The organism is Amycolatopsis anabasis (genome assembly GCF_009765355.1).
In the GTDB taxonomy this organism is placed as follows: Bacteria; Actinomycetota; Actinomycetes; order Mycobacteriales; family Pseudonocardiaceae; genus Amycolatopsis; species Amycolatopsis anabasis.
Map to the genome: position 1 here is coordinate 13,026 of NZ_VTHK01000004.1, position 20,997 is coordinate 34,022.

The 20,997-nt window shown below is 71.4% G+C and carries 24 protein-coding genes; 8 read left to right on the forward strand and 16 right to left on the reverse strand.

Annotated features, from left to right (window positions below):
- The first annotated feature begins 347 nt into the window (after positions 1-347).
- Positions 348-641 (forward strand): lipoyl protein ligase domain-containing protein, encoded by a 294-nt coding sequence (locus FXO23_RS52645; RefSeq protein WP_218951908.1) that lies wholly within the window; start codon positions 348-350, stop codon positions 639-641.
- On the opposite strand, the gene FXO23_RS06080 is transcribed toward FXO23_RS52645, so the two are convergent.
- From FXO23_RS06080 to FXO23_RS06110, 7 genes are all read right to left on the reverse strand, one after another.
- Positions 628-1,368 (reverse strand): GAF and ANTAR domain-containing protein, encoded by a 741-nt coding sequence (locus tag FXO23_RS06080; protein ID WP_218951909.1) that lies wholly within the window; start codon positions 1,366-1,368, stop codon positions 628-630. The genes FXO23_RS52645 and FXO23_RS06080 overlap by 14 nt on opposite strands.
- Positions 1,365-1,952: an ANTAR domain-containing protein gene (locus FXO23_RS06085; protein ID WP_158881686.1), complete on the reverse strand. Its 588-nt coding sequence runs from the start codon at positions 1,950-1,952 to the stop codon at positions 1,365-1,367. The genes FXO23_RS06080 and FXO23_RS06085 overlap by 4 nt, the downstream gene beginning before the upstream one ends.
- A gap of 273 nt (positions 1,953-2,225) precedes the next feature.
- Entirely contained in the window at positions 2,226-3,269 is a 1,044-nt protein-coding gene (locus tag FXO23_RS06090) for a YncE family protein (protein WP_158881688.1), read from the reverse strand.
- A gap of 72 nt (positions 3,270-3,341) precedes the next feature.
- Positions 3,342-4,079 (reverse strand): SDR family NAD(P)-dependent oxidoreductase, encoded by a 738-nt coding sequence (locus tag FXO23_RS06095; RefSeq protein ID WP_158881690.1) that lies wholly within the window; start codon positions 4,077-4,079, stop codon positions 3,342-3,344.
- Positions 4,079-4,459: a hypothetical protein gene (locus tag FXO23_RS06100; RefSeq protein WP_246256971.1), complete on the reverse strand. Its 381-nt coding sequence runs from the start codon at positions 4,457-4,459 to the stop codon at positions 4,079-4,081. The genes FXO23_RS06095 and FXO23_RS06100 overlap by 1 nt, the downstream gene beginning before the upstream one ends.
- Complete coding sequence (locus tag FXO23_RS06105; RefSeq protein WP_158881692.1) at positions 4,456-5,661, reverse strand: acyl-CoA dehydrogenase family protein; 1,206 nt, start codon at positions 5,659-5,661, stop codon at positions 4,456-4,458. Before FXO23_RS06105 ends, FXO23_RS06100 begins: the two co-directional genes overlap by 4 nt.
- Positions 5,658-6,188, reverse strand: a complete 531-nt coding sequence (locus FXO23_RS06110) for a flavin reductase family protein (protein WP_158881694.1) — start codon at positions 6,186-6,188, stop codon at positions 5,658-5,660. Before FXO23_RS06110 ends, FXO23_RS06105 begins: the two co-directional genes overlap by 4 nt.
- 86 nt (positions 6,189-6,274) lie before the next feature.
- Here FXO23_RS06110 and FXO23_RS06115 point away from each other — a divergent pair, with 86 nt between their 5' ends.
- Together FXO23_RS06115 and FXO23_RS06120 are read left to right on the forward strand one after the other, a co-directional pair.
- Positions 6,275-7,186 (forward strand): LysR substrate-binding domain-containing protein, encoded by a 912-nt coding sequence (locus FXO23_RS06115; protein ID WP_158881696.1) that lies wholly within the window; start codon positions 6,275-6,277, stop codon positions 7,184-7,186.
- Between the two features lie 71 nt (positions 7,187-7,257).
- The gene (locus tag FXO23_RS06120; RefSeq protein WP_158881698.1) at positions 7,258-7,857 is read left to right on the forward strand and encodes a class I SAM-dependent methyltransferase; all 600 of its coding nucleotides are present in this window, start codon (positions 7,258-7,260) and stop codon (positions 7,855-7,857) included.
- Between the two features lies 1 nt (position 7,858).
- Here the strand turns inward: FXO23_RS06120 and FXO23_RS06125 are convergent, their stop codons facing one another.
- Both FXO23_RS06125 and FXO23_RS06130 read right to left on the reverse strand, forming a co-directional pair.
- A complete protein-coding gene (locus FXO23_RS06125) occupies positions 7,859-8,758 on the reverse strand; it encodes a MurR/RpiR family transcriptional regulator (RefSeq protein WP_246256977.1) in 900 nt (299 codons plus the stop codon).
- Positions 8,759-8,768: 10 nt separating this feature from the next.
- Positions 8,769-9,821 (reverse strand): zinc-binding dehydrogenase, encoded by a 1,053-nt coding sequence (locus tag FXO23_RS06130; RefSeq protein WP_158881702.1) that lies wholly within the window; start codon positions 9,819-9,821, stop codon positions 8,769-8,771.
- A gap of 79 nt (positions 9,822-9,900) precedes the next feature.
- On the opposite strand from FXO23_RS06130, the gene FXO23_RS06135 reads away from it, so the two are divergent.
- Positions 9,901-11,139, forward strand: coding sequence for a pyridoxal phosphate-dependent aminotransferase (locus FXO23_RS06135; RefSeq protein ID WP_246256979.1), 1,239 nt, complete (start codon positions 9,901-9,903; stop codon positions 11,137-11,139).
- Here FXO23_RS06135 and FXO23_RS06140 read toward each other — a convergent pair.
- From FXO23_RS06140 to FXO23_RS06160, 5 genes are all read right to left on the reverse strand, one after another.
- On the reverse strand, positions 11,131-11,436 hold the full coding sequence (locus FXO23_RS06140; RefSeq protein ID WP_158881704.1) for a transcriptional regulator: 306 nt from the start codon (positions 11,434-11,436) through the stop codon (positions 11,131-11,133). The genes FXO23_RS06135 and FXO23_RS06140 overlap by 9 nt on opposite strands.
- Positions 11,437-11,506: 70 nt before the next feature.
- Positions 11,507-12,322: an LLM class flavin-dependent oxidoreductase gene (locus FXO23_RS06145; protein ID WP_158881706.1), complete on the reverse strand. Its 816-nt coding sequence runs from the start codon at positions 12,320-12,322 to the stop codon at positions 11,507-11,509.
- Positions 12,323-12,521: 199 nt separating this feature from the next.
- Positions 12,522-13,205, reverse strand: a complete 684-nt coding sequence (locus FXO23_RS06150) for a metal-dependent transcriptional regulator (RefSeq protein ID WP_158881708.1) — start codon at positions 13,203-13,205, stop codon at positions 12,522-12,524.
- Between the two features lie 55 nt (positions 13,206-13,260).
- A complete protein-coding gene (locus FXO23_RS06155) occupies positions 13,261-13,701 on the reverse strand; it encodes a GNAT family N-acetyltransferase (protein ID WP_158881710.1) in 441 nt (146 codons plus the stop codon).
- Positions 13,702-13,714: 13 nt separating this feature from the next.
- The gene (locus FXO23_RS06160; protein WP_158881712.1) at positions 13,715-15,337 is read right to left on the reverse strand and encodes an amidohydrolase; all 1,623 of its coding nucleotides are present in this window, start codon (positions 15,335-15,337) and stop codon (positions 13,715-13,717) included.
- A 47-nt stretch (positions 15,338-15,384) separates the two neighbouring features.
- Between FXO23_RS06160 and FXO23_RS06165 the strand changes: the two genes are divergently transcribed.
- From FXO23_RS06165 to FXO23_RS06180, 4 genes are all read left to right on the forward strand, one after another.
- Positions 15,385-16,134, forward strand: a complete 750-nt coding sequence (locus tag FXO23_RS06165) for an enoyl-CoA hydratase/isomerase family protein (protein ID WP_158881714.1) — start codon at positions 15,385-15,387, stop codon at positions 16,132-16,134.
- Positions 16,131-17,690 carry an ATP-dependent acyl-CoA ligase gene (locus tag FXO23_RS06170; protein WP_158881716.1) on the forward strand — a complete coding sequence of 520 codons (1,560 nt, stop codon included), beginning with the start codon at positions 16,131-16,133 and terminating at the stop codon, positions 17,688-17,690. Before FXO23_RS06165 ends, FXO23_RS06170 begins: the two co-directional genes overlap by 4 nt.
- Entirely contained in the window at positions 17,681-18,331 is a 651-nt protein-coding gene (locus tag FXO23_RS06175) for a TetR/AcrR family transcriptional regulator (RefSeq protein ID WP_158881718.1), read from the forward strand. Before FXO23_RS06170 ends, FXO23_RS06175 begins: the two co-directional genes overlap by 10 nt.
- A gap of 83 nt (positions 18,332-18,414) precedes the next feature.
- Complete coding sequence (locus tag FXO23_RS06180; RefSeq protein ID WP_158881720.1) at positions 18,415-18,747, forward strand: hypothetical protein; 333 nt, start codon at positions 18,415-18,417, stop codon at positions 18,745-18,747.
- Positions 18,748-18,860: 113 nt separating this feature from the next.
- On the opposite strand, the gene FXO23_RS06185 is transcribed toward FXO23_RS06180, so the two are convergent.
- Positions 18,861-19,676: a MaoC/PaaZ C-terminal domain-containing protein gene (locus FXO23_RS06185; RefSeq protein ID WP_158881721.1), complete on the reverse strand. Its 816-nt coding sequence runs from the start codon at positions 19,674-19,676 to the stop codon at positions 18,861-18,863.
- Positions 19,673-20,842 carry an acyl-CoA dehydrogenase family protein gene (locus FXO23_RS06190; RefSeq protein ID WP_158881723.1) on the reverse strand — a complete coding sequence of 390 codons (1,170 nt, stop codon included), beginning with the start codon at positions 20,840-20,842 and terminating at the stop codon, positions 19,673-19,675. Before FXO23_RS06190 ends, FXO23_RS06185 begins: the two co-directional genes overlap by 4 nt.
- Positions 20,843-20,997 lie beyond the last annotated feature (155 nt).

A 20,997-nucleotide genomic window follows, 5' to 3' on the forward strand; every position in this document is an offset into this window, starting at 1 on the left:
CGTCTTCTCGGGCTGCCTTCAAGCTAGGCGGGGCTGTTCACCGCGGCGCCGCGATCGTGCAACGGGTCTCCGGCGAGCACCCATCGGTTGGGTAACAGAACCACGGTTTCCGGATATAGACTGTCCAGTTGTGGAGCCCCTGCACCGGGTCGACCTCGGCAGCGTTCCCTACGAGCAGGCCGCCCGGGACATGGCGGAGTGGGTTCGCGAGCGAACCGAGGGCACGGCGGGTGACCGGTTGTTCCTGCTGAGTCATCCGCCGGTGGTCACCTACAGCCACCGCACCCCGCCGGAGGAGCTGCCCCGGCTGGACGGGCACGGGCGGCCGCTGCGGACCGTGCTCCACCGTGCGCCGGGACACCCCGCCGAAGTCGTCCAGCCTGGTCGGGGTGTGGACCCCGGACCACCGCAAGCTGGCGGCCATCGGCATGCGGATCCGCCGCGGCGTCACCAGCCACGGGTTCTCCCTCAACATCGACCCCGACCTGAGCGCCTTCGACCACTTCGTCGCGTGCGGCATGTCCGATGTCCGGACGACCTCGCTGCGGGAGGTCGCCGAGGAGCAGGGGCTGCCCGCGCCCGGCGAAGCCGCGGTCCGGGACGCGGTGGCGCGGGCGCTCGGGGCGGTCACTCCCGGTTGATCGAACGGGGGTCCATCGCCGACACGCTGGGATCGTTGTCCACCACCGCCCGGGCCACCACCAGGAGTTTGCGGCCGTGGTCCCGCGCGAACCCGCGCATCGAATCGAACGCCTCGGCCACCCCGACCCCGAACCGTTCGGCGAGCACGCCCTTCGCCTGCTCCACGACGATCCGGCTGTTCAGCGCGGCCTGCAGCTGTTCGGAGAGCATCTCGCGCCGGCGGGTGGCGCGTTCGGCGAGGATGCCGATCGTGGCCACATCGGCCAGGGCCTGGCCCACGTCGGCCAGTTCGCGGTCCAGTTCACCGGAATCCGCCGAGAACAGGTTGACCACGCCGATGATCTCGTCCCGCAGCCGCAGCGGCAGGGCGTGCGCCGCGCCGAACCCGGCGGCCATCGCGGCGGGCACGAACCGGGGCCAGCGCGCCGCGGCGACGGTCAGATCGGCGCCGTGCACCGCTTCCCCCGCGCGGAAGCAGTCCAGGCTCGGGCCCTCGTCGTTCTGCAACTGGAAAAGTTCCGCCAGCCGGGCCTGTTCGCTGGACGCGGCGACCACGTTCAGCGCGCCGTGGTGGTCGGCCAGCAGCAGGCCGGCGGCGTCGACCGCGAGGACCTCGGTGCAGCGCAGGGTGATCTGGTGCAGGAAGTCGATCAGGTCGAAGTCGGTGACGATGGTGTCGGTCAATTCGACGAAAGCCTGCGCGATCTGCCGATCCAACCCGGTCATGACATTCCTCCCTGATCCTGCTCCGGGGCGGGGGGATCCCCGTCCGGGCTGAAGCGCAGCGTCCGCCGCACCACCGCGCGCGCGACCTCCGCCACGCGGAGATCGCGCGCGTAGGCGTAGGCGCGCAGGCGGACGAGCGCATCGGCCACCGGAACGCCGAGCTGCACCGAGACCATGCCGGCCGCCTGGTGCACCTCCGCCCGGCGCAACATCGATTCGTCCGCGAGGATGCCCTCCGCCGCTTCGGTCCCGGCCTGGCCGTTCAGCGCGAGCAGCAGCAACGCATCGACGTAGACCAGGGCGTCGGCCAGTTCGCCGGCGGTCAGCCCGCCCACCCCGTCGCGGTACAGGTCGAGCACGCCGACCTGGATCGCACCGGCGCCCACCGGTAACGAGAACATTCCCCGCACCCCCAGCCGGCACGCTTCGGCCGCGAACACCGGCCACCGCGACCGGCTGTCCCGGGACGCCAGGTCGTCGACCAGGGTCGGCGCTCCGGCCGACAGGGTGTCGACGCCCGGCCCTTCCCCTACCGCGGCCTGCAAGTCCTCCAACTCCTCGCTGCGCACGTCGGTGGCGTGCACCGGTTCGTGCGTATCAAGGCTACTCAGAAGTACAACACCGGCACCGCTCGCGGAGATCGCCTTCGCGCACGCGAGGCAGACGTGGCGGATGGACAGGGGAACGGCTTCGCGCGCGGCGCAGTCGACGATCGAAGCCCAGACCTGGGTTGTCCGATCACCGTCCACCGCGAGTCCGCCTCACCGCTCACGCACCATCGACCACGACCGTAGCGCCCCGGACCTGGCCGGGCGAAAGGTACACAGAACCCGGGCGACCAGGACTTTTGACTCTACTCAGGCGAGGTCCCCGGCGCGCAGATACGCCAGGCCGTGCGCGCCGGGTTCACCGCTTCGTGCCACCTCGAGGACGGCCACCGGTTCGAGTCGGGTCAGATCCACGACGGACACCGTGGAGGAGTCGACGTTGGCGACGTATCCGAACCGCCCGTCCGGCGAGGACGTGATGGTCAACGGGAACCGGCCGACCGCCACCCGGCCGAGGTGCCGATGCGTTTCCGGGGCGTAGACGTGCAACGCGCCGTCCGCGTGCTCGCCGAGCGCGGAGCCGTCGCCCGCCATGCTCAGTTCGCCCGCGAGGATCAGGCCGGTGCCGGTGACGTGCACCGGGAACACGACGTGCTCGGTCGGCAGGAGCCCGACGATCTCCCCGGTCGCCACCTCGATCACCCGGATGCCGGGCTGCGCCGCGGGAACGCCGCCGAAATCTCCCTTCGGCGCGGCGACGTACACGTACCGGCCGTCCGGCGAGACGTCGAGCCCCTCGCTGCCGGGCACGTCGATCCGGCCGGTCATCGTGCCGGTTTCCAGATCCACCACCGAGACGAACGGCGCTTCCTTGTTGGTGGCGTACCCGCGGCGCCCGTCGGGCGTGATGGCGAACCAGTGCGGCCCGGGCGCCCCGGTCGGGATCCGGTCGATCGGGGCGCGGCGTTCGGTGTCCAGGACCAGCACCCCGCCCGGTTCGGTTTCGTTGGCCTCGACGCTGACGTAGAGCCGGTTCCGCGCGCGGTCGAGCGCGAGGCCGTGCGGTCCGTGTTCGGGGCCGAGGTCGATCACCTCGGCGACCTCGCGGGTGGCCACGTCGATCACGGTGAGCTCGCGGGCGCGGCCGGTGTTGTCGTGGTAGTAGCCGGAATGGTAGGTGCTGACGCAGTACAGCACCCGCCGGTCCGGGTCGAAGCAGAGCTCGTGCGGCTCGGGCGGGACCTCGAGCACGTCGAGCTTCTCGTGGGTGACGGCGTCGAAGAAGGTCACGGTGGGCCCGCTCTGGCTGACCACCGCGAGCAGGTCACCGGGCTGGTTCGTCGTTTCGGTCATAAGTCCAGAGTGGGCGAAGGTACCGATTAACTCCAGTGCAATCTCGGCAACTCACTCTTGCGTGAAACGCAACTAGCGCATGAAGACTCCGCCGTTGATGTCCACTGTGGACCCGGTGATGAATCCGGCTTCGTCCCCGCACAGGTGGCCGACGATCGCGGCGACCTCCTCGGGGCGCCCGAACCGGCCGACCGGGATCGCGGACATCGCGCGCCGCAGTTCCCCGGCGTCCATGTCGTCCATGACCGGGGTGCGGACCGGGCCCGGCGCCACCGCGTTGACGGTGACGTCGTACGGGGCGAGTTCGCGCGCGAAGATCTTGGTCAGCACCAGGATCCCGGCCTTCGAGGACGCGTAGTGCGCCCCGGCGACGAGGCCGCCCTGCTGCCCGGCGAGCGAGGCCAGGTTCACGATCCGGCCCCAGCCGCGCTCGCGCATCGCCGGCGCGCACAGCCGGATGGCGGCGAACACGCTGCGCAGATTGGTCTCCAGCACCGCGTCCCACTCGTCGCACTCGATGTCCCACACCGATTTCTGCGCGGTCCGGGCCGCGTTGTTCACCAGGATGTCCGGCGAGTGCCAGCGTTCGGCGATCTCGTGCACCGCCGAGCGCAGCTCCTCCGGCGCACGGACGTCCGCGGTGACCGCGAACGCCGTCTCCCCGGAAGCGTCCAGCTCGGCGGCGAAACCGGACGCGTCGTCCCGGTCCAGCAACGCGACCCGCGTGCCGCGGCCGTGCAGTTCGCGCGCGATCGCCGCGCCGATGCCCCGCCCGGCCCCGGTGACCAGGGCGACCTTCGAATCGGCCATCACTCGTTCCCGAAGAACAGCGGGCGGCCGATGCGCGCCTCGATTTTCAGGTACCGCCAGAGCTTCCCGCCCGGCAGCTCGGTGCCGCGGACGATGTCGCACACCTGGGTCACGGTCCGGTAGTCCGGCACGTCGGCCAGGATGTACGCGGTCCACGGGTAACCGTCGGCGGGGCCGACCACCAGTTCGTCGTCGTCGAGGGTGCCCAGGACCTCGACGCCGAACCGTCCGCGCAAATCGGCGAACGCGCCCTTGGTCGCCGTGAACACGTCCCTGCGCTCGGCCTCGTCGGCCGCGAAGAACGGGTCCCGCACGCCGATGCAGAACAGCACGCGCAGCCTGCCGTCCCCGGTGTTCCGGTAGGTGTCCGCCACAGTCACTTCGCTGATCCCCTCTGGTCCTGGTGTACCGGCGCGAGTTCGATGCCCAGCGCGGTCGCGCCGATCAGCTCCCGCGCCGCGTAGTTGGCGAACGGCATGAACGCGCCCGCCTGCACGTCCCGCCACATCCGCTCGAACGGCAGCTTGCGGACGTAGGACGCGCCGCCGACCGCGTCCACGAGTTTCGTGAAGATCTGGGTCGCGTTGTTCGTGCACACGTATTTGACCAGCGCGCACCGCGAAAGCGCTTCCTGCACGGTCAGTTCGGTGAACACGCGGCCCGCGCCGAACTCGTCCGCGTGCCGGTGCAGCATCGCGCGGGACGATTCGAGCAGGATCTCGCATTCGGCGATGGTGTCCTGCACCCGCGCCGAACTCGCGGTGCCCCGGCGGACCACCTGCCGGGTGGCCCAGTCCAGCGCACCCGCGGCGACCCCGGTGTACACCGCGCCGAACGCGGGCATCGCCCAGGCGAACACGGTTTCCGCGACCCGGGAATCGAGGTGCCCGATCGGCAGGCTGTGCACCAGGGCGTCGTCCGGGACGAACAGGTCGGAGTACTCGACGTCGTTGCTCTGGGTGGCCCGCATGCCCATCATGTCCCAGGTCTGGTGGATGGTGACCGCGGCGTCGTCGAGCGCCACCCGGAACAGCATCAGCCGCGGACCGAGTTCGGGATCCTCGTAGCGCGCGGTCGTCGAGCAGTGCGTGGCGACCGCGGTGTTGGTGCCGAAGTTCTTGCGGCCGTTGAGCAGGTAGCCGCCGTCGACCTTGGTCGCGGTGGTGCGTGCGTCGGTCATCAGGTTCGGGGTGCCGATCTCGCTGGTCACCGCGGCCCAGACGAGCTTGTCCTCGGCGGCCAGGCGCAGGAACCCCTCCAGCTTCGGATCCCCGGTGCGCCGCCAGACCGCGGACCACTGGCCCAGCGGCGAGATGTGCATGGTCACCGCGAGCGCGGTCGCGCCGTCCCCCATCGCGAGCCGCTCGATCGCGGGCAGGATCTCCGCCATGCCCGCGCCCGCGCCGCCGAACTCCTCGGGCAGGGAAATGCGCAGGAAACCCGCCTCGCGCATTTCCTTGTAGTTCTCGTGCGGGAAGTCGTTGTCCCGGTCGTGGTCACCGGCCCGCTCGGCGAACCGGTCCGCCAGTTCGGCGGCCATCGCCACGAATTCGCGCTGCCGATCGGTCAGGCACTGCTTCACACCAAGCTCCTGTCTGCGAGGACATAGCCGCGGTTGCGATAGGCGAGATCGGGTTGTTCCCCGGAAAGCACCGCGACGACCTGTCCGTAAACGACGAGATGCGTGCCCACCGCCGTGACGTCCGCGACCTGGCAGTCGAACGCCGCCGGGACGTCGTGGCGGATCGGGCTCCCGGTGCGCAACGCCCGCCAGTCGTCGTCGAAGCGGTACCGGGCCGGAACGGGGGTGCGCCCGGCGAAGCTCTCCGCGAGGCCGAGGTGCTCCGGGGACAGCAAGTTCACCGCGAAGCACCCGTTGACGCGGACGGCCTGCGCGACCGGGGTGTCCCGGTAGAGGCAGGCCAGCAGCACCGGCGGATCGGCGCACACCGAGGTGACCGCGCTGACCGTCTGGCCGAACCGCCCCGCCGAGCCGTCGGTGGTCACCACGGTCACCGCCGACGTCATCCGGGCCATTCCCGCCAGGAAACCCGAGCGCAGTTCCGGATCCCCGGCCGGGCGCAGCTTCACCTTCGGCGCGCTCTCCACTCCAGGCAGTGTCTGGTACGGACCAATCCCCGCGCAAACACGACTTGTCGCTGGACTGCATCGCGTCGCGCGATACAATCGCCCGGATGACGCGTGCGGGGCGGACCGGCTTCAGCCTGGTGCAGCTGGAGTACTTCGTCGCGACGGCCGAGGCCCGCACGATTTCCGAGGCCGCCGAGCGCCTGCACACCACCCAGTCCGCGCTGTCCTCGGCGATCATCCGGCTGGAACGGCACCTCGGCTGCCAGCTCTTCGTGCGCCACCACGCGAAGGGCGTCACGCTGACCCCGGCCGGGCGGCAGCTGCTCGCCGACGCCCGCGCCGTGCTCCGCCAGGCCGAGGACCTGGTCGGCGACAGCCGCCGCCTGCAGGACGAGATCGGCGGCACGCTGGAGGTCGGCTGCTTCATCACCCTGGTCCCGTTCCTCATCCCGCCGGTGCTGCGCGCCCTGCGCGAACGGCATCCCGACCTCGCGGTGCGGGTGCACGAGGCGGACACCGGGCCGCTGGTCACCGATCTGCGCGAAGGGGTCTGCGAGCTGGCGCTGAGCTACGACATCGGGCTGACCGACGATCTGCGCTTCGAACCGCTGGTCGAGCTCCGGCCGTACGCGCTGGTCGCGGCGGACGATCCGCTCGCCGGGGCCGGGGCCGCGTCGATCGCCGAACTCGCGAAACGGCCGCTGGTCCTGCTCGACCTGCCCGAACCCGGCGACTTCGTGCGGGCCATCCTGCGGGACGTGCTGCCCGGGATCCCGGACGTCGTGCGCACCACCAGCTTCGAGGGCATGCGCGCGCTGGTCGCCGCCGGAATGGGGTTCACCATCCTGAACCAGCGGGTCGCCACCCCGGTCACCTACGACGGCGGCGAGGTGCGCGCGCTGGAGATCGCCGACGACATCCCGTCGATCCGGGTCGGCCTGGTCACCGCGAAATCGCTGCGGCCCACCCGCCGCGCGCGGACGTTCGCCGCCCAGTGCCGCGCGCTCCTCCAATAGTCCACAAGAGACTTTTGCTGTTCCGGCAAAGAACCTTGTCAACCTACGCCCGTGCGGCGCACCTTGGAGGTATGGACGAGAAGTTCTGGGACGACCGGTACGGCGGCACCGACCAACTCTTCAGCGGCGAACCGAACGGCGTGCTGGTCACCGAGGTGACCGGCCTGCCGCCGGGGCAGGCGCTGGACGTGGGCTGCGGCGAAGGTGGCGACGCGCTGTGGCTGGCCCGGCACGGCTGGCACGTCACCGCGGTCGACATCTCCCGGGACGCGCTGGAGCGCGCCGCCCGCGCCGCGGGCGGCACCGAGGCGGTGGCGTGGACCCGCGCCGATCTGACCGCCACGGCCCCACCGGCGGGCGCGTTCGATCTGGTGTCGGTCCAGTACTTCCCGCTCCCGCGTCGGCCGGGCCACACCGCGCTGCGCCGCCTGCTGGCCGCGGTCGCCCCGGGCGGCACGCTCCTGTTCGTCAGCCACGACCTCGCCGAACTGCCGCCGCGGGAGGAACTCGGCGTCGACCCGAGCGATTACTACGAACCCCACGAGGTCGCCGGGCTCCTCGGCGACGACTGGGTGGTCGAGGTCGACGAAACCCGTCCGCGCACCGCCCCCGCCCCGGCGGGCACCCACCACACCCGCGACACCGTGCTCCGCGCCCGGCGCCTGCGGTAGCTCAAGCCTCGCGCCCGTTGCCCTCGGTGTAGACCTCGAACTCCTCGAGCAGGCGTTCGTCGGTGAGCAGTTCCGACCGGCTCCGGGTGCCCAGGTGCAGCGCGACATCGGTGGCGAGCGCCTGGGCCAGCGCGGTGAACGCGGTGAGCGAGCGCATGATCGTCACCCCGGCGGTTTCCACGTAGAGCGTCAGATCGGCCTCGGCCAGCGGGGAGGCGGCGTTGTCGGTCAACGCGATCGTGCGCACGCCCCGCCGCTTCGCGTGGGCGAGGGCGCGCACGGTGTCCGCGGCGTACCGGTGGATCGAGACCGCCACCAGGACGTCCCCCTCGACCAGGTCGCGCAGATCGTCCACCAGCAACCCGGCGGCGGGGACGAGCTGGCGCACCCGCGGCCGCACCAGGTGCAGCAGGTAGCTCAGCAGGTAGGAGACCGTGAAGCACTTGCGCAGGCCGATGACGTGGATGCTGTCCGCTTCGGCGAGCAGCTTGACCATCTCCTGCCAGTCGGCCGGATCGATGCGGGCGAAGGTGCGCGCGAGATTCTGCTGGTCGTGCTGGACGACCGCGGCGAGCAGCCCGCCCGGGCCCTCGTGCCGGCTGGCCTGCTCGAACCGGCGCACCAGCTGCGCCTGCTCGGCGAGCTGCAACCGGCACAGCTCCACCAGCGCCGGGTACCCGTTGAGCCCGAACGATCCGGCGAACCGCACCAGCGAGGACTCGTGCACCTCGGCCAGCCGCGCGGTCTCGGAAATGCTGCGGAACGCGGTTCCTTCGGGATCGGCCAGCAGCAGGTTCGCGATCCGCCGCTGCCCGGCCGCGAGTTTGGGCAACCGGGCGCGCAGCAGTTCGCACAGCTCGCCGTAGGTCGAGGGAGCCGAGCCGCCCGGCTTCCCGTTCACCGCGCCCATGCTACGAGACCACCGGCTCGGCGACGGTGACTCCGGCGTGCGGCGGCACCGGATCGTTCATCGCCGCCAGGGCGTCCGGCACGTCGTCGAGTCCGATCCGCTTGCCCACCAGCAGGCCGAGGTCGAGCCGCGATGCGAGGATCATGCGCAACATCTCCGGATACTCGTGTGCCTGGATGCCGTGACTGCCCAGAATATGCAGTTCACCCGCGATCACCCGGTCCATGGGAATCGGGGAAAAACCTTGCGCCGGCGGCATCAGGCCCACCTGGACGTGCCGCCCCCGGTTGCGCAGGCTCGCCACCGACGCCGCGCACGTCGCCGGGCTCCCGGCGCAGTCGAGCGAAATCCGCGCGCCGCCGCCGGTGCGCGCGCGGACTTCGGCCGCGGTGTCGGCGATCTCCCGGGCGTCCACGGTCACCTCCGCGCCCGCCCGGGCGGCCAGCGCGAGGGCGCCGGGCGAGAGGTCGACCGCGACGACCCGCGCACCCGCGGCGACGGCCAGCATGACCGCGGAGAGCCCCGCGCCGCCGCAGCCGTGCACGGCGACCCACTGGCCCGCGCTCAACTCGCCTTGCCGCAGCAGCGCCCGGAACGCGGTGCCGAAGCGGCAGCCCAGCGCCGCGGCCTCGACCGAGCCGAGTTCTTCGGGCAGGGCAACAAGATTCGCCGAGGCGTGCTCGATCGCGACCAGTTCGGCGAACGAGCCCCAGTGCGTCGCACCGGGCTGGAACTGGCGCTCGCAGATCTGCTGGTTCCCGCTCGCGCATTCGGCGCAGGCCCCGCAGGCGCAGACGAACGGCACGGTGACCCGGTCGCCGAGCCGCCAGCCGCGCACTTCCGCGCCGAGCGCCGCGATCCGCCCGGCCAGTTCGTGCCCGGCGACGTGCGGCACGGTGACGGCCGGATCGTGGCCGCGCCAGGTATGCCAGTCACTGCGGCACAGCCCGGTGGCCTCGACCTCGATGACCACCCCGTCCGGGGCGGGCACCGGGTCCGGAACCGTCCGGATCCGGGGTCGCGCGCCGAACTCGTCGAAGACCACCGCTCGCACTACTCCAGCGTAGCCATGCCCCGATAGTGGGCAAATATACTTGCGTCATATAATTTGGATGCAAGCGATCATGCATTCAATGGGGTGGAAGATGATCCGGCACTCGGCGACGCTGGCCATCAACGAACGGCTCCAGGCCCGGCGCGCGGCCGGGGAAAAGGTGCTCCACCTGGGGTTCGGTGAAGCGGGACTGCCGGTCCTGCCCGAGGTGCGCGCCCGGCTCGCGGCGGCGGCCGAGCGCAACGAGTACCCGCCGGTCGCGGGCACCGCGGACGCGCGGGAAGCCGCGGCGGGCTACTTCGCGCGGCGGGACCTGCCGACCTCGCCGACCCGGATCCTGCTCGCCCCGGGCAGCAAGGCGCTGCTCTTCGCGTTGCTCACCGTGCTTCCGGGCGACCTGGTGCTGCCGAAGCCGTCCTGGGTCAGCTACGCGGCGCAGGCGGCGCTGGCGGGCAAACGGGTGCTGGGCGTGCCGATTCCCGAGGAGGCCGGGGGCATCCCGGATCCCGGGCTGCTGGACGCCGAACTCACCGCCGCGCGCCGGGCGGGGGCCGAACCGGGCGTGCTGATCCTGACGACCCCGGACAACCCGACCGGCACCGCGGCATCCGCCGAGCTGGTGAAACAGGTGTGCGCGGTCGCCGACCGGCACGGCCTCGTGATCATCTCCGACGAGATCTACCGGGATCTGCGCCACGACGGCGAACCGGTGCACAGCCCCGCGCTCGAACTGCCCGAGCGCACGATCATCACCACCGGCCTGAGCAAGCACCTCGCGCTCGGCGGTTACCGGATCGGGCTCGCCCGGCTGCCGGAGAACTCCGGGGAACTGCGCGCGGAGTTGATCGGCGTGGCCAGCGAGGTGTGGTCGGCGCTGCCCGGGCCGATGCAGGAGGTCACCGCGTACGCGTTGCGCGAGCCGGAGGAGGTGCGCGCGCACGTGCTCGCGAGCGCGCGCCTGCACCGGCGGGTGGCCACCGCGGTGCACGCGGAATTCCTCGCCGCGGGCGCGTCCTGCCGGGCGCCGCGGGGCGGCTTCTACCTCTACCCCGACCTCGGCTCCCGGCGGGCCGAACTCGGCGTACGCACCGGCGCGGAACTGGCCGGACGCCTGCTGGACCGGCACGGCGTCGGCGTGCTCGCCGGGGTGGAGTTCGGCGACGACCCCGCCGCGCTGCGGTTCCGGGTGGCCACCAGCCTGCTCTACGGCGCGACCGCCGAGCAGCGCTGGACCGCCCTGCGCAGCCCGGATCCCGTTGCGCTGCCGTGGATCGCGGACTCGCTCGAACATTTGCGGACCGCGCTGAGTTCACTCTAGATCGAGCAGCCGCACCAAGGATCCCGGCGGCACTTCCAGGACTTCTTCCAGGCACCCCAGTGCCGCCAGCGAATCCGGCCGGTCCGGGCGGCACCGGCCGGATTGCCAATGACTGAGCGTGGCCAGGCTGATCGACACCCCCCGGCGCAAGATCCGATAGCGAATGCGTTCCAGGCCAAGCCCCCTGGCCCGGATCGCGGCACGCAACGCCACGGAAAACGGGCCGGTTTCGAGCAAACGCCCGACCTCCCGTTCCGCCACCCCCCGGTCGATGCTGGTCGTTCGATGACCGGTCATGTTGGCTCCCAAGGACTTCGGACCGCTGAGCGTATTCCCGGGGAACCGGCGAGGGGAAGGGGCTTTGTGCTCACGTCCCGCGTAGTTCTTCGACGACCGGCGCGAACTGCTCGAGATAGCCGGAATTTACTGTGACGTAGGAAATCCCGAGGCGCTCCCGCCACTCGCGGAGCGTTTCCGCCGCCTGACGCGGAGTGCCCGTGAGCACGGTGACCGCGTGCGCCGCGGCGAGTTCGGGGACGCTCGTCCCGATGAAGCGCTCGAGCCACGGTGCGGGTTCGTCGCCATAGGCCAGAAGGTTGACGGCCAGCTCGATCTCGGGCCACCGTTCCCCGGCCGCCGCCCGGAAATCGTCCACAATGGACGCAGCCTCCTCGGTGGTGGTGCGCGGCAGCCACGCCATGGTCACCGTGTCCGCCTCCCGGGCGGCCAGTTCCCGCATCTTCGGCCCGCCGGCGGCCAGCAGCAGCGGCGGCCGGTCGCCGGTCTCCTTGAGGTGGGCGATCGTCTCCGCCAGTGCGGCGCGCCGCCGGGCCCCGCCGCCGAATTCGCGGCCGAGCGCGGCCGCCTGCCGCTCGGCTTCCGGCCGCCCGGTGCCGAGCCCGAGTTCGAACCGGCCGCCGGACAGCTTGTGCAGCGACCGCGCCTGCCAGGCCAGGTGGCGGCGGTCGCGCAACGCGTCCACCGCCACGAACGTGCCGACGCGCAACGTGCTGGTGACCGCGAAGGCGGCGGACAGCAAGGTGAACGGGTCGACGTCCACCTGCGGATCCGGGGAGAGCAGCGTGTCGTACCCGAGTTCCTCGGCCCGCCGCGCCAGCCCCGTCCACGCGGCCAGATCGGGCGCCCCGCCCACGATCCCGAACCGGAACTTTCGATCGGTCATCACGCACTCCTCGCGCTTCCAGGGACTTTCCGGTCCCCATGTTGCGCGTGACGCCCGGTAGCGACATCCGTCCCGCGACGACACCCCGCCCTACGCTCCCGAGCGCACGTGGTCAGCGGGTTCGCACTTTGCCGGCCAAGTGCGATACCTCGGTGGCCAATGCGCCGCACTTAACCGGCAATGTGCACGGTCTGCTGGGTCAGCGGAGGGCGACGGAGAGGGCTTGGGCGATCTCCTTGCCGAGGGCGTGGGTCGCCGCGTCCGGCGGGGAGCCGACCTTCACCACGATCGGCCCGCCGAACGGCTGCCGCTCGACGACCTCGATCCGCTCGCCGAGCCCGATGGCGTGCTCGGTGAGGTACCGCAGCAGCTCCGGATCGGTGTCCCAGACCCGGACGATCTCGCCGACCGCGCCCGGCTGCAGCTCGTCGAGGATGCGCGTCGGCTCCTCCTCGATACTGCCGTCCTCGGCCGGGATCGGGTCGCCGTGCGGATCGCGCACCGGGTTGCCCAGCTTCGCGGCGATCCGCTCGACCAGCCGGTCCGACACCGCGTGCTCCAGCGAGTCGGCCTCGGCGTGCACCTCGTCCCAGGTGTAGCCCAGCTCCTTGACCAGATAGGTCTCGATCAGCCGGTGCCGCCGGAGCACGCCCCGGGCCAGCTGCCGCCCCTCCCCGGTCAGCTCGATCCCCCGGTACGGCACATGCGTCACCAGGCCCAGCTGCGACAGCTTGGTGACCATGCCCGACGCCGAGGACGGGCTCACCTCCAACCGGGTGGCCAGTGAGGTGTTGGTGACCTCTTCGCCCCGCTCCACCAGGCCGTAGATCGCCCGGATGTAGTCCTCGATCGAGGAGGACCTTCGGTTGGCGCTGTCCGGCATGGTGCCTACGATACGGCTCCCGCGGTATCCGATGCAGTAGTGCGTACCCGAGCAGTCACGGGCGCCAGCGGTACCTGGTCCAATCGGGGACCGGCTCCGCACCCAGCTGGCGGTAGAACGCCTCGGCCTTCTCGTTTCCGGCCTGCATATCCCATTCGACGCGGCCGTCCGTCCGCGCCCGCAGGGCCGCCAGCAGCTCCCCGCCGAGGCCGTGCCGGCGGTGATCCGGGCGGATGTACAGATCGTCCAGCCAGATGCCCGGTTTGGCCTCCCAGGTGGAGAAGCTCCACGTGCAGAACGCGAACCCGGCGACCGTCCCCGGCCGCTCCGGCGGCTCGGCGATCAGCACCCACGCCTTGGGATCCGGGCCGAACAGGTACTTGGCCATCTCGGCGCGGTCGAGGACGAGCGTGTCGTTGCCCTCGTAGCGGGCGTGCTCCTCGATCAGCGCGCAGATCTCCTCGAGGTCGCCCGCCTCGGCTTCGCGTACCGGCATGTCCAGAAGCCTCCTAACTCCCCGGCGCCTCGTACGCCACGTTCCCGCCCACCACCGTCGCCAGCACGCGAGCCTCGTCCAGGGTGCGCTCGTCGGTCGGATCCGCCGACAGGGCGACGAAGTCCGCGAGCTTCCCCGGTTCCAGCGTGCCGAGGTCCCGCTCCCGGAACGCGGCGTAGGCCGACCCCTGGGTGTACGCGTGCACGGCCTGCGCCGCGGTGATCCGTTCGTCCGGGCCGAGCAGGTACCCGCTCGCGGTCCGCCGCCGCACCAGGTCCGCGATGCCCAGCAGCGGCGCGCCCTGCACCACCGGCCGGTCCGAGCTGCCCGGCAGCACGCAGCCCGCCGCCAGGAAACTCCGCTGCCGGTAACACCAGTCCTCCCGTTCCGGCCCGAGCGCGGCCCGCATGCCGTCGCCGATCTCGTTGAGGAACCGCCCCTGCGGCACCGGGATCAGGCCCAGTTCGGCCACCCGCGACAGGTCGTGCGGCGGCAGCACCGCGCAGTGCTCGATCCGGTGCCGGTGGTCGGCGCGCGGGAACTCCGCGAGCGCCGCGGCGTACGCGTCGAGCACGACGGTGATCGCCCGGTCCCCGATCGCGTGCGTGGCGATCTGCCAGCCGGACGCGTGCGCGCGCCGGATCGTGCGCGCCAGCTCCTCCTCGGGGACCTGGAAATACCCCTTGTTTCCAGGTTCCCCGGGGAAGTCTTCGTGCATCGCGGAGGTGCGCCCGATCAGCGAGCCGTCCGCGAAGATCTTGATCGGGCCGACGCGCAGCCAGTCGTCGCCGAGCCCGGTGCGCAGGCCCAGATCCAGGCCGAAGGTCATCGGGTCGCCGGGGGCGTGGTCGAGGTCGTGCAACTCGCTCGCCGACACCATCACCGTGCTGCGCACCCGCAGCAGCCCGCGCTCGCGGGCGACCTGGTAGGCCGCCAGCTCCACCGGCGTCTGGCCGACCAGCCCGCCGCCGATCCCGGCCTCCTGCACGCTGGTGATGCCCTCGGACAGGTACCGCTCGGTGGCGCGGTCGATGCCGCGGACCACGGTCTCCATCGGCGTCGGGTAGATCAGCGGGCGCAGCAGCAGCTGCGCCTGTTCCCGCAGCAGCCCGGTCGGCGAGCCGTCCTCGCCGAGCACCACGTCCCCGCCGACCGGCACGTTGGCCAGGTCGAGCTGCTCGAGCACGCGCGAGTTCACCACGCTCATGTGCCCCGAGGTGTGCTTGATCCGCACCGGGTGGTCCGGCGCCGCCCGGTCCAGGCCGTACCGGGTGGGATGCCCGCCGGCCAGTTCGTTCTGGTCGTAACCGCTGCCGACGATCCACTCGCCGCGGGGCGTGTGCCGGGCCCGCTCGGCGATCGCGTCGTAGACGTCCTCGACGCTCTTGCGGTGCTCGGCCCCGAGCGGCACGTCGTCCAGCCCGATGCCGAACCAGGCCAGGTGGTTGTGCGCGTCGTGGAAGCCGGGCACCACGGTGGCGCCCGCGAGATCCACCCGCCGCCGCGCCACCAGCGCCCGGGCCTCGTCGCCCAGGGCCACGATCCGGCCGTGCAGCACGGCGAGCGCGGAGGTCTCCGGGGCCTCCCCGGACCCGGTCAGCACCCGCGCGTTCTCGAAGACCGCATCGACTCGCATACCGCAAGACACTATCGATCGATCGATCGGTCGTCTAGGCTCGCGGCATGACTGCTTCCACCGTGGAGTGCACGCACGACAACGGGATCGCGGTGATCGCGCTGAACCGGCCGGAGCGGCTGAACGCGGTGGTCCCCGCGCTCGTCGACGATCTGCTGGGCGCGCTCGACGAGGCCGCGGCGCGGGGCGCGCGGGTGGTGGTGCTGACCGGGAACGGCCGCGCGTTCTGCGCCGGGCACGATCTCAAGGAGCCGCCCGCGCGGGGCGACTCGCGGGCCCGGATCGAGCGGCTGCAGGAGGTCACCCGGCGGTTGCGCGCGCTGCCGCAGCCGGTGCTCGCGGCGGTGCACGGCTACGCGATCGGCGCCGGGGCGGAGTTCGCGCTCGGCTGCGACCTGGTGCTCGCCGCCGAGGACGCCCAGTTCGCGTTCCCCGAGGTGGGACTGGGGCTGAGCGTGACCGGCGCGGCGTCGCGGCTGCTGCCGCTGCTGGTCGGCCCGCTCAAGGCCAAGGAGCTGCTGCTGTTCGGCGACCGGATCGACGCGGCCACCGCGCACCGGCTCGGCCTGGTGAACGCGGTCGTGCCCGCGGGTGAGCTGCGCGACCACGCGCTGGCCTGGGCGAAGAAGCTGGCCGAACGCCCGCCCGCGGCCGCGACCCTCGCCAAACGCGCGCTGGACGCGGGCATCGACGGCGCCCTGGACGCCGCGCTGGAGCTGGAGGTCAGCCACGCGCTGATCACCGAGCACTCCGCGGAGGTGGCCGCGTCCCTGGAAGCTTTCCGGAGCCGGGGATGACCGCCCCGCACGAGGTCGACGACCTCATCGAGCTGCTCACCCGGGCGGCGCGGCGGTGGCCGGACAAGACCGCGTGGATCTTCGACACCACCGGGACCCGGTTCACCTTCGCCGAGATCGACCGGCGCAGCGGCGAACTGGCCATCGCGCTCAGCGGGCTGGGCGTGCGCCCGGGCGACCGGGTCGCGGTGATGCTGCGCAACGAACCGGAGTTCCCCTTGCTCTGGCTGGCGCTGGCCAAGCTCGGCGGGGTGCTGGTGCCGGTCAACACCAACTACCGGGAACTGGACGGCACCCATGTGCTGCGGCATTCCGGCGCCCGGTTCGCCGTGGCCGCCCCGGAGTTCACCGGGTTGCTCACCTCGATCGCCCCGGACACCGGGCTGGAACGGGTGCTGACCCCGGACGAGCTGCTCGCCGAGGCCGGTCCGCGGCCCGACTGGACGGTTTTCTGGACCGAAGGCGAGCGGCCGGTGAACATCCAGTACACCTCCGGCACCACCGGCGCGCCGAAGGGTTGCGTGCTGACCCACCGCTACTGGATCACCCTGGCCCGGAGCCTGGCGACCGAGTTCCCCGCGGTGTCCGACGAGGACATCATGCTGACCGCGCAACCGTTCCACTACATCGATCCACAGTGGAATGTCGCATTGGGACTCGCCTCCGGCGCGACCCTGGTGGTGCTGGACCGGTTCCACCCGTCGACGTTCTGGGCCAAGGTCCGCGAGTACGGGGTCACCTGGTTCTACTGCCTCGGCCTGATGCCCACCCTCCTGCTGCGGCAGCCGGAAACGCCGGACGACCGGCGGCACCGGGTGCGCGCGATCAGCGCGTCGGCGATCCCCCGCGAACTGCACGCGACGCTGGAGGAACGCTGGGGAGTGCCGTGGTTCGAGGCGTTCGGGATGACCGAGACCGGCGGGGACATCCGGATGTCCCCGGCCGACCACGACGAGACCGTGGGCACCGGCTGCATCGGGCGCCCCTCCCCGCACCGCGAGGCGATGATCGCCGACGCGTCCGGCAATCCGGTGCCGCGCGGGGAAACCGGTGAACTCGTGCTGCGCGGGATCGGGCTGATGCACGGCTACCACGACGATCCGGAGGCGACCGCGCGCGCGTTCGCCGGGGGCTGGTTCCACACCGGCGATCTGGCCCGGATGGACGAATCGGGCCGGATCTTCTACCTCGGCCGGACCAAGGACATGATCCGGCGCAGCGGCGAGAACGTGTCCGCGGACGAGGTGGAACGGGCCCTGCTGCTGCATCCGGACGTGCGGATGGCGGCGGTGATCGGGGTGCCGGACGAGCTGCGCGGCGAGGAGATCAAGGCCTTCGTCGTGCTGTCCGGCGAAAAGAACCGCGAGGACGTGCCGCCGGAGGACCTGGCCGAGTTCTGCGCGGCCAAACTGGCCTATTTCAAGGTGCCCCGCTACTGGGCCCACGTCGACGAGCTGCCGCTGACCCCGTCCGAACGCGTGGCCAAGGGCGAACTGCGCAAGGCCGTCGACCACCTCAGCGGAACCTACGACCGGGTGGAGCGCCGATGGCGGTAGAGAGCCGGGAACGAGTCCGCCGGGCGGCGGTGAAACTGTTCGCCACCAAGGGTTTTCACGGCACGGGCATCCGGGATCTGGCGCAGGAGGCCAGATTGTCCTCGGCGAGCCTGTACCACTACATGGGCACCAAGGAGGAACTGCTCGCCGGGATCATGCGCGACTCGCTGCGCGGCCTGCTGGCGTCGGCGGGCCGGGCGACCGAGGGCGTGGCCGATCCGCGGCGGCGGCTCGCCCGGCTGGTCGCGCTGCACGTGCTGACCCACGCGGTGCGGCCGGACGAGACGCGGGTGGTCGACAACGAGGTCCGGGTGCTGTCCGCCCCCACCCGGCGCGCGGTCGTGCGCCTGCGCGACGACTACGAGCGGCTGTGGGCGTCCGCGATCGCCGACGGCATCGCCGCGGGCGTGTTCCGGGTGGGTGAACCCGCGGTCACCCGGCTGGCGCTGCTGGAGATGTGCAACGGCGTGGCCAGGTGGTATTCGCCACGCGGCCCGCTCACGCTGGACCAGCTCGCCGCGCACTACGCGGGGCTCGCCCTGCGCATGCTCGGCTGCCTGGATGCCCCGGACCAGGCCGATCTGGACCAGTGCCGGGCACTGGTCCCGGGACGGCCGCGAACTCCCCCGAAAGTGCCCTAGTTGCACTCGCAACAACCGGCCCTAGCAGGACTTTAACCGTGGTACGCCTTGCCGAGAACGCGCCGCTGAGGGACCCTCGAAGGGTGACTGAGCAAACGATCCATCTGGAACTGGACGACTCGGGTCTCGCACCGGGCTTGCCGGCGCCGAAACACCCTCGGGATCAGGTGCAGGATGTACCGTACCGCCCGGTGGAATTCCGCGATGACGATCTCTCTGCCGCCCTGGAACGCTGCGCGGGCTGGCTACGGTCAGCCCAGGAATGGCTTGGCGAACCGGTCGACGTCCTTTCCATCCACCTCGACTACGACGAACGCGAGGGTTCGCCGTATTACGACCTGAAGTTGCTCTGCAACGAAGAGGACCTGGCCGGCGTGCCCATCGCCTTGCGCACCCGCGACGTGGCCGAGCGTTAGTCCCCGATTCCCAGGCGAGTACGCGTGCCCGCGGACTCCGGCGAAGTCCGCGGGCACGCCTTCGTCGTGCCCGCCACCCTTCCGGGTGACCCCATGTTGTCCACTTAGGACACTCAGAACAGCCGGAACCGCCCGTGGTCCAGGACCGCTTCCCCGGCCACGAGCACGCGGAAGGCGAAGTCCCCCTCGCCAAGCCGCCACGCGGGCACGGCCAGTTCGGCACCGGGCAGCACCGGCCGGGTGAACCGCCCGTCCACCGCGGCCACCCGGTGCGCGTCCCCGCCCGCGAACTCGCCGATCAGCAACCGGGCGGCGATCCCGAACGTCGCCAGCCCGTGCAGGATCGGCCGTTCGAAACCGAACCGCGCGGCGTAGCCCGGGTCCGAATGCAACCGGTTGCGGTCGCCGGAGAGCCGGTACCGCAGCGCCTGGTCCGGTGTGGTCCGGAAACCCGGTTCCACGTCCGGCTCGCGGTCCGGGATCGGCGAAACGGCGGCCGGGCCGCGTTCCCCGCCGAACCCGCCCTCGCCCCGCACGAAGATCGAGTACCCGGTCTCGAACAGCGGGCCGTCCCCGTCGTGCGCCCGGGTGCGGATCAGCACGAGCGCACCCGAACCCTTGTCGTACACGTCGGTGATCTCGCGCCGCACGGTGACCGCACCGGCCGCCGGGAGCGGCCGGTGCAGCGTCAGCGACTGGCCCGCGTGCAGCACCCGGCCGCGGTCGATCGGGCCGAGGCGCAGGCTCGGGCCGCCGAACTGCGCGAGCACGATCGCGTAGGTCGGCAGCGCCTGCTGGTCGAGCCCGGCGGTGTTCTCGGTCGCGAAGTTGAGTTCGTCCGCGCCCACACCGAGGGCGTAGACGAGGGCGTCATCGGCCGTCCACGACCGCGTCCACTCGTCGACCTCGCCCAGCGCCGCTTCGATCAACCCAGCACCCCGCCGACCTTCACGTGTCCCTTGAGCAGGTTACGCGCGATGGTCCGGCGCTGGATCTCGTCGGTGCCCTCGTAGATGCGCAGCAGCCGCAGCTCGCGGTACCAGCGCTCGACCGGCAGCTCGCGGGTGTACCCCATCCCGCCGTGGATCTGCAGCACCCGGTCCACGATCTCGTTGGCCTTCACGCCGCCGTAGAGCTTGGCCATCGACTGCGCGTGCCGCGAGTCCAGGCCCTGGTCGACCTGCCAGGCCGCGTGCAGCACCAGCCAGCGCAGCGCCTCCAGTTCGACCCCGGAGTCGGCGATCATCCACTGGATGGCCTGCCGCTCGGCGATCGGCGCGCCGAAGGTCTCGCGGGTGTTGGCGTGCTCGATGGCCATCGTGAGCAGCCGCTCGCACGAACCGATCGCCCGCGCCGGCAGCAGGTAGCGGCCGCGGCCGATCCACTGCATGGCGAGCGCGAAACCCTGGCCGACCTCGCCCAGGATCTGGCTCTCCGGCACCCGGACGTCCTCGAAGATCAGCGACGCCGGACCCCATTCGCCCATGGTGTCGATGTACTCCGAGCGCCAGCCCATGTCCCGGTCCACCAGGAAGCAGGTGACGCCGCCGTTGGCACCCTTCTCCGGATCGGTGACCGCGAAGACCATGGTGAAGTCGGCCTCGTTGCCGCCGGTGATGAAGGTCTTCTCGCCGTTGATGACCCAGTCGGCGCCGTCCTTCTTCGCCGAGGTCCGGATGGCCTTGGCGTCCGATCCGGCGCCCGGTTCGGTGATCGCGAAGCAGGACTTGCGCTCGCCGGAGATGGTCGGGAGCAGGTAGCGCTGCTTCTGCTCCTCGTTGGCGTGGAACAGGATGTTGTCCGCCGATCCGCCGAAGCTGAACGGCACGAAGGTCTTGCCGAGCTCGGCCTCGAGCAGCGCGGTCATCACCGCGGACAGCCCCATGCCGCCGTACTCCTCCGGGGTCTGCACGCCCCAGAACCCGGATTCCTTGGCCTTGAGCCTCAGCTCGTCCAGCTCGTCGCCGGTGATCCCGGGCTTCCCGTCGCGCTCGCGGCGGAGCACCTCGGGTTCGCGGGGCACCAGCTCACGCTGGACGAAGGTGCGCACCCAGTCACGCACCTCTCGTTCTTCGACGCTCAGGGTGAAGTCCATGCGCGACGCTCCTCGACTGCGTTGACGGCGCCTGTGCGCGGGCTCCCGCGCCTCGGCGGTTACTAAGCGCTTGCTTACCCAGCCTAACACCGCGCTGGAGCCACGCTGTACTGGTCGGCGAACTTGCCGTAGGTTGCGGGCGCCCAAGATCTTCG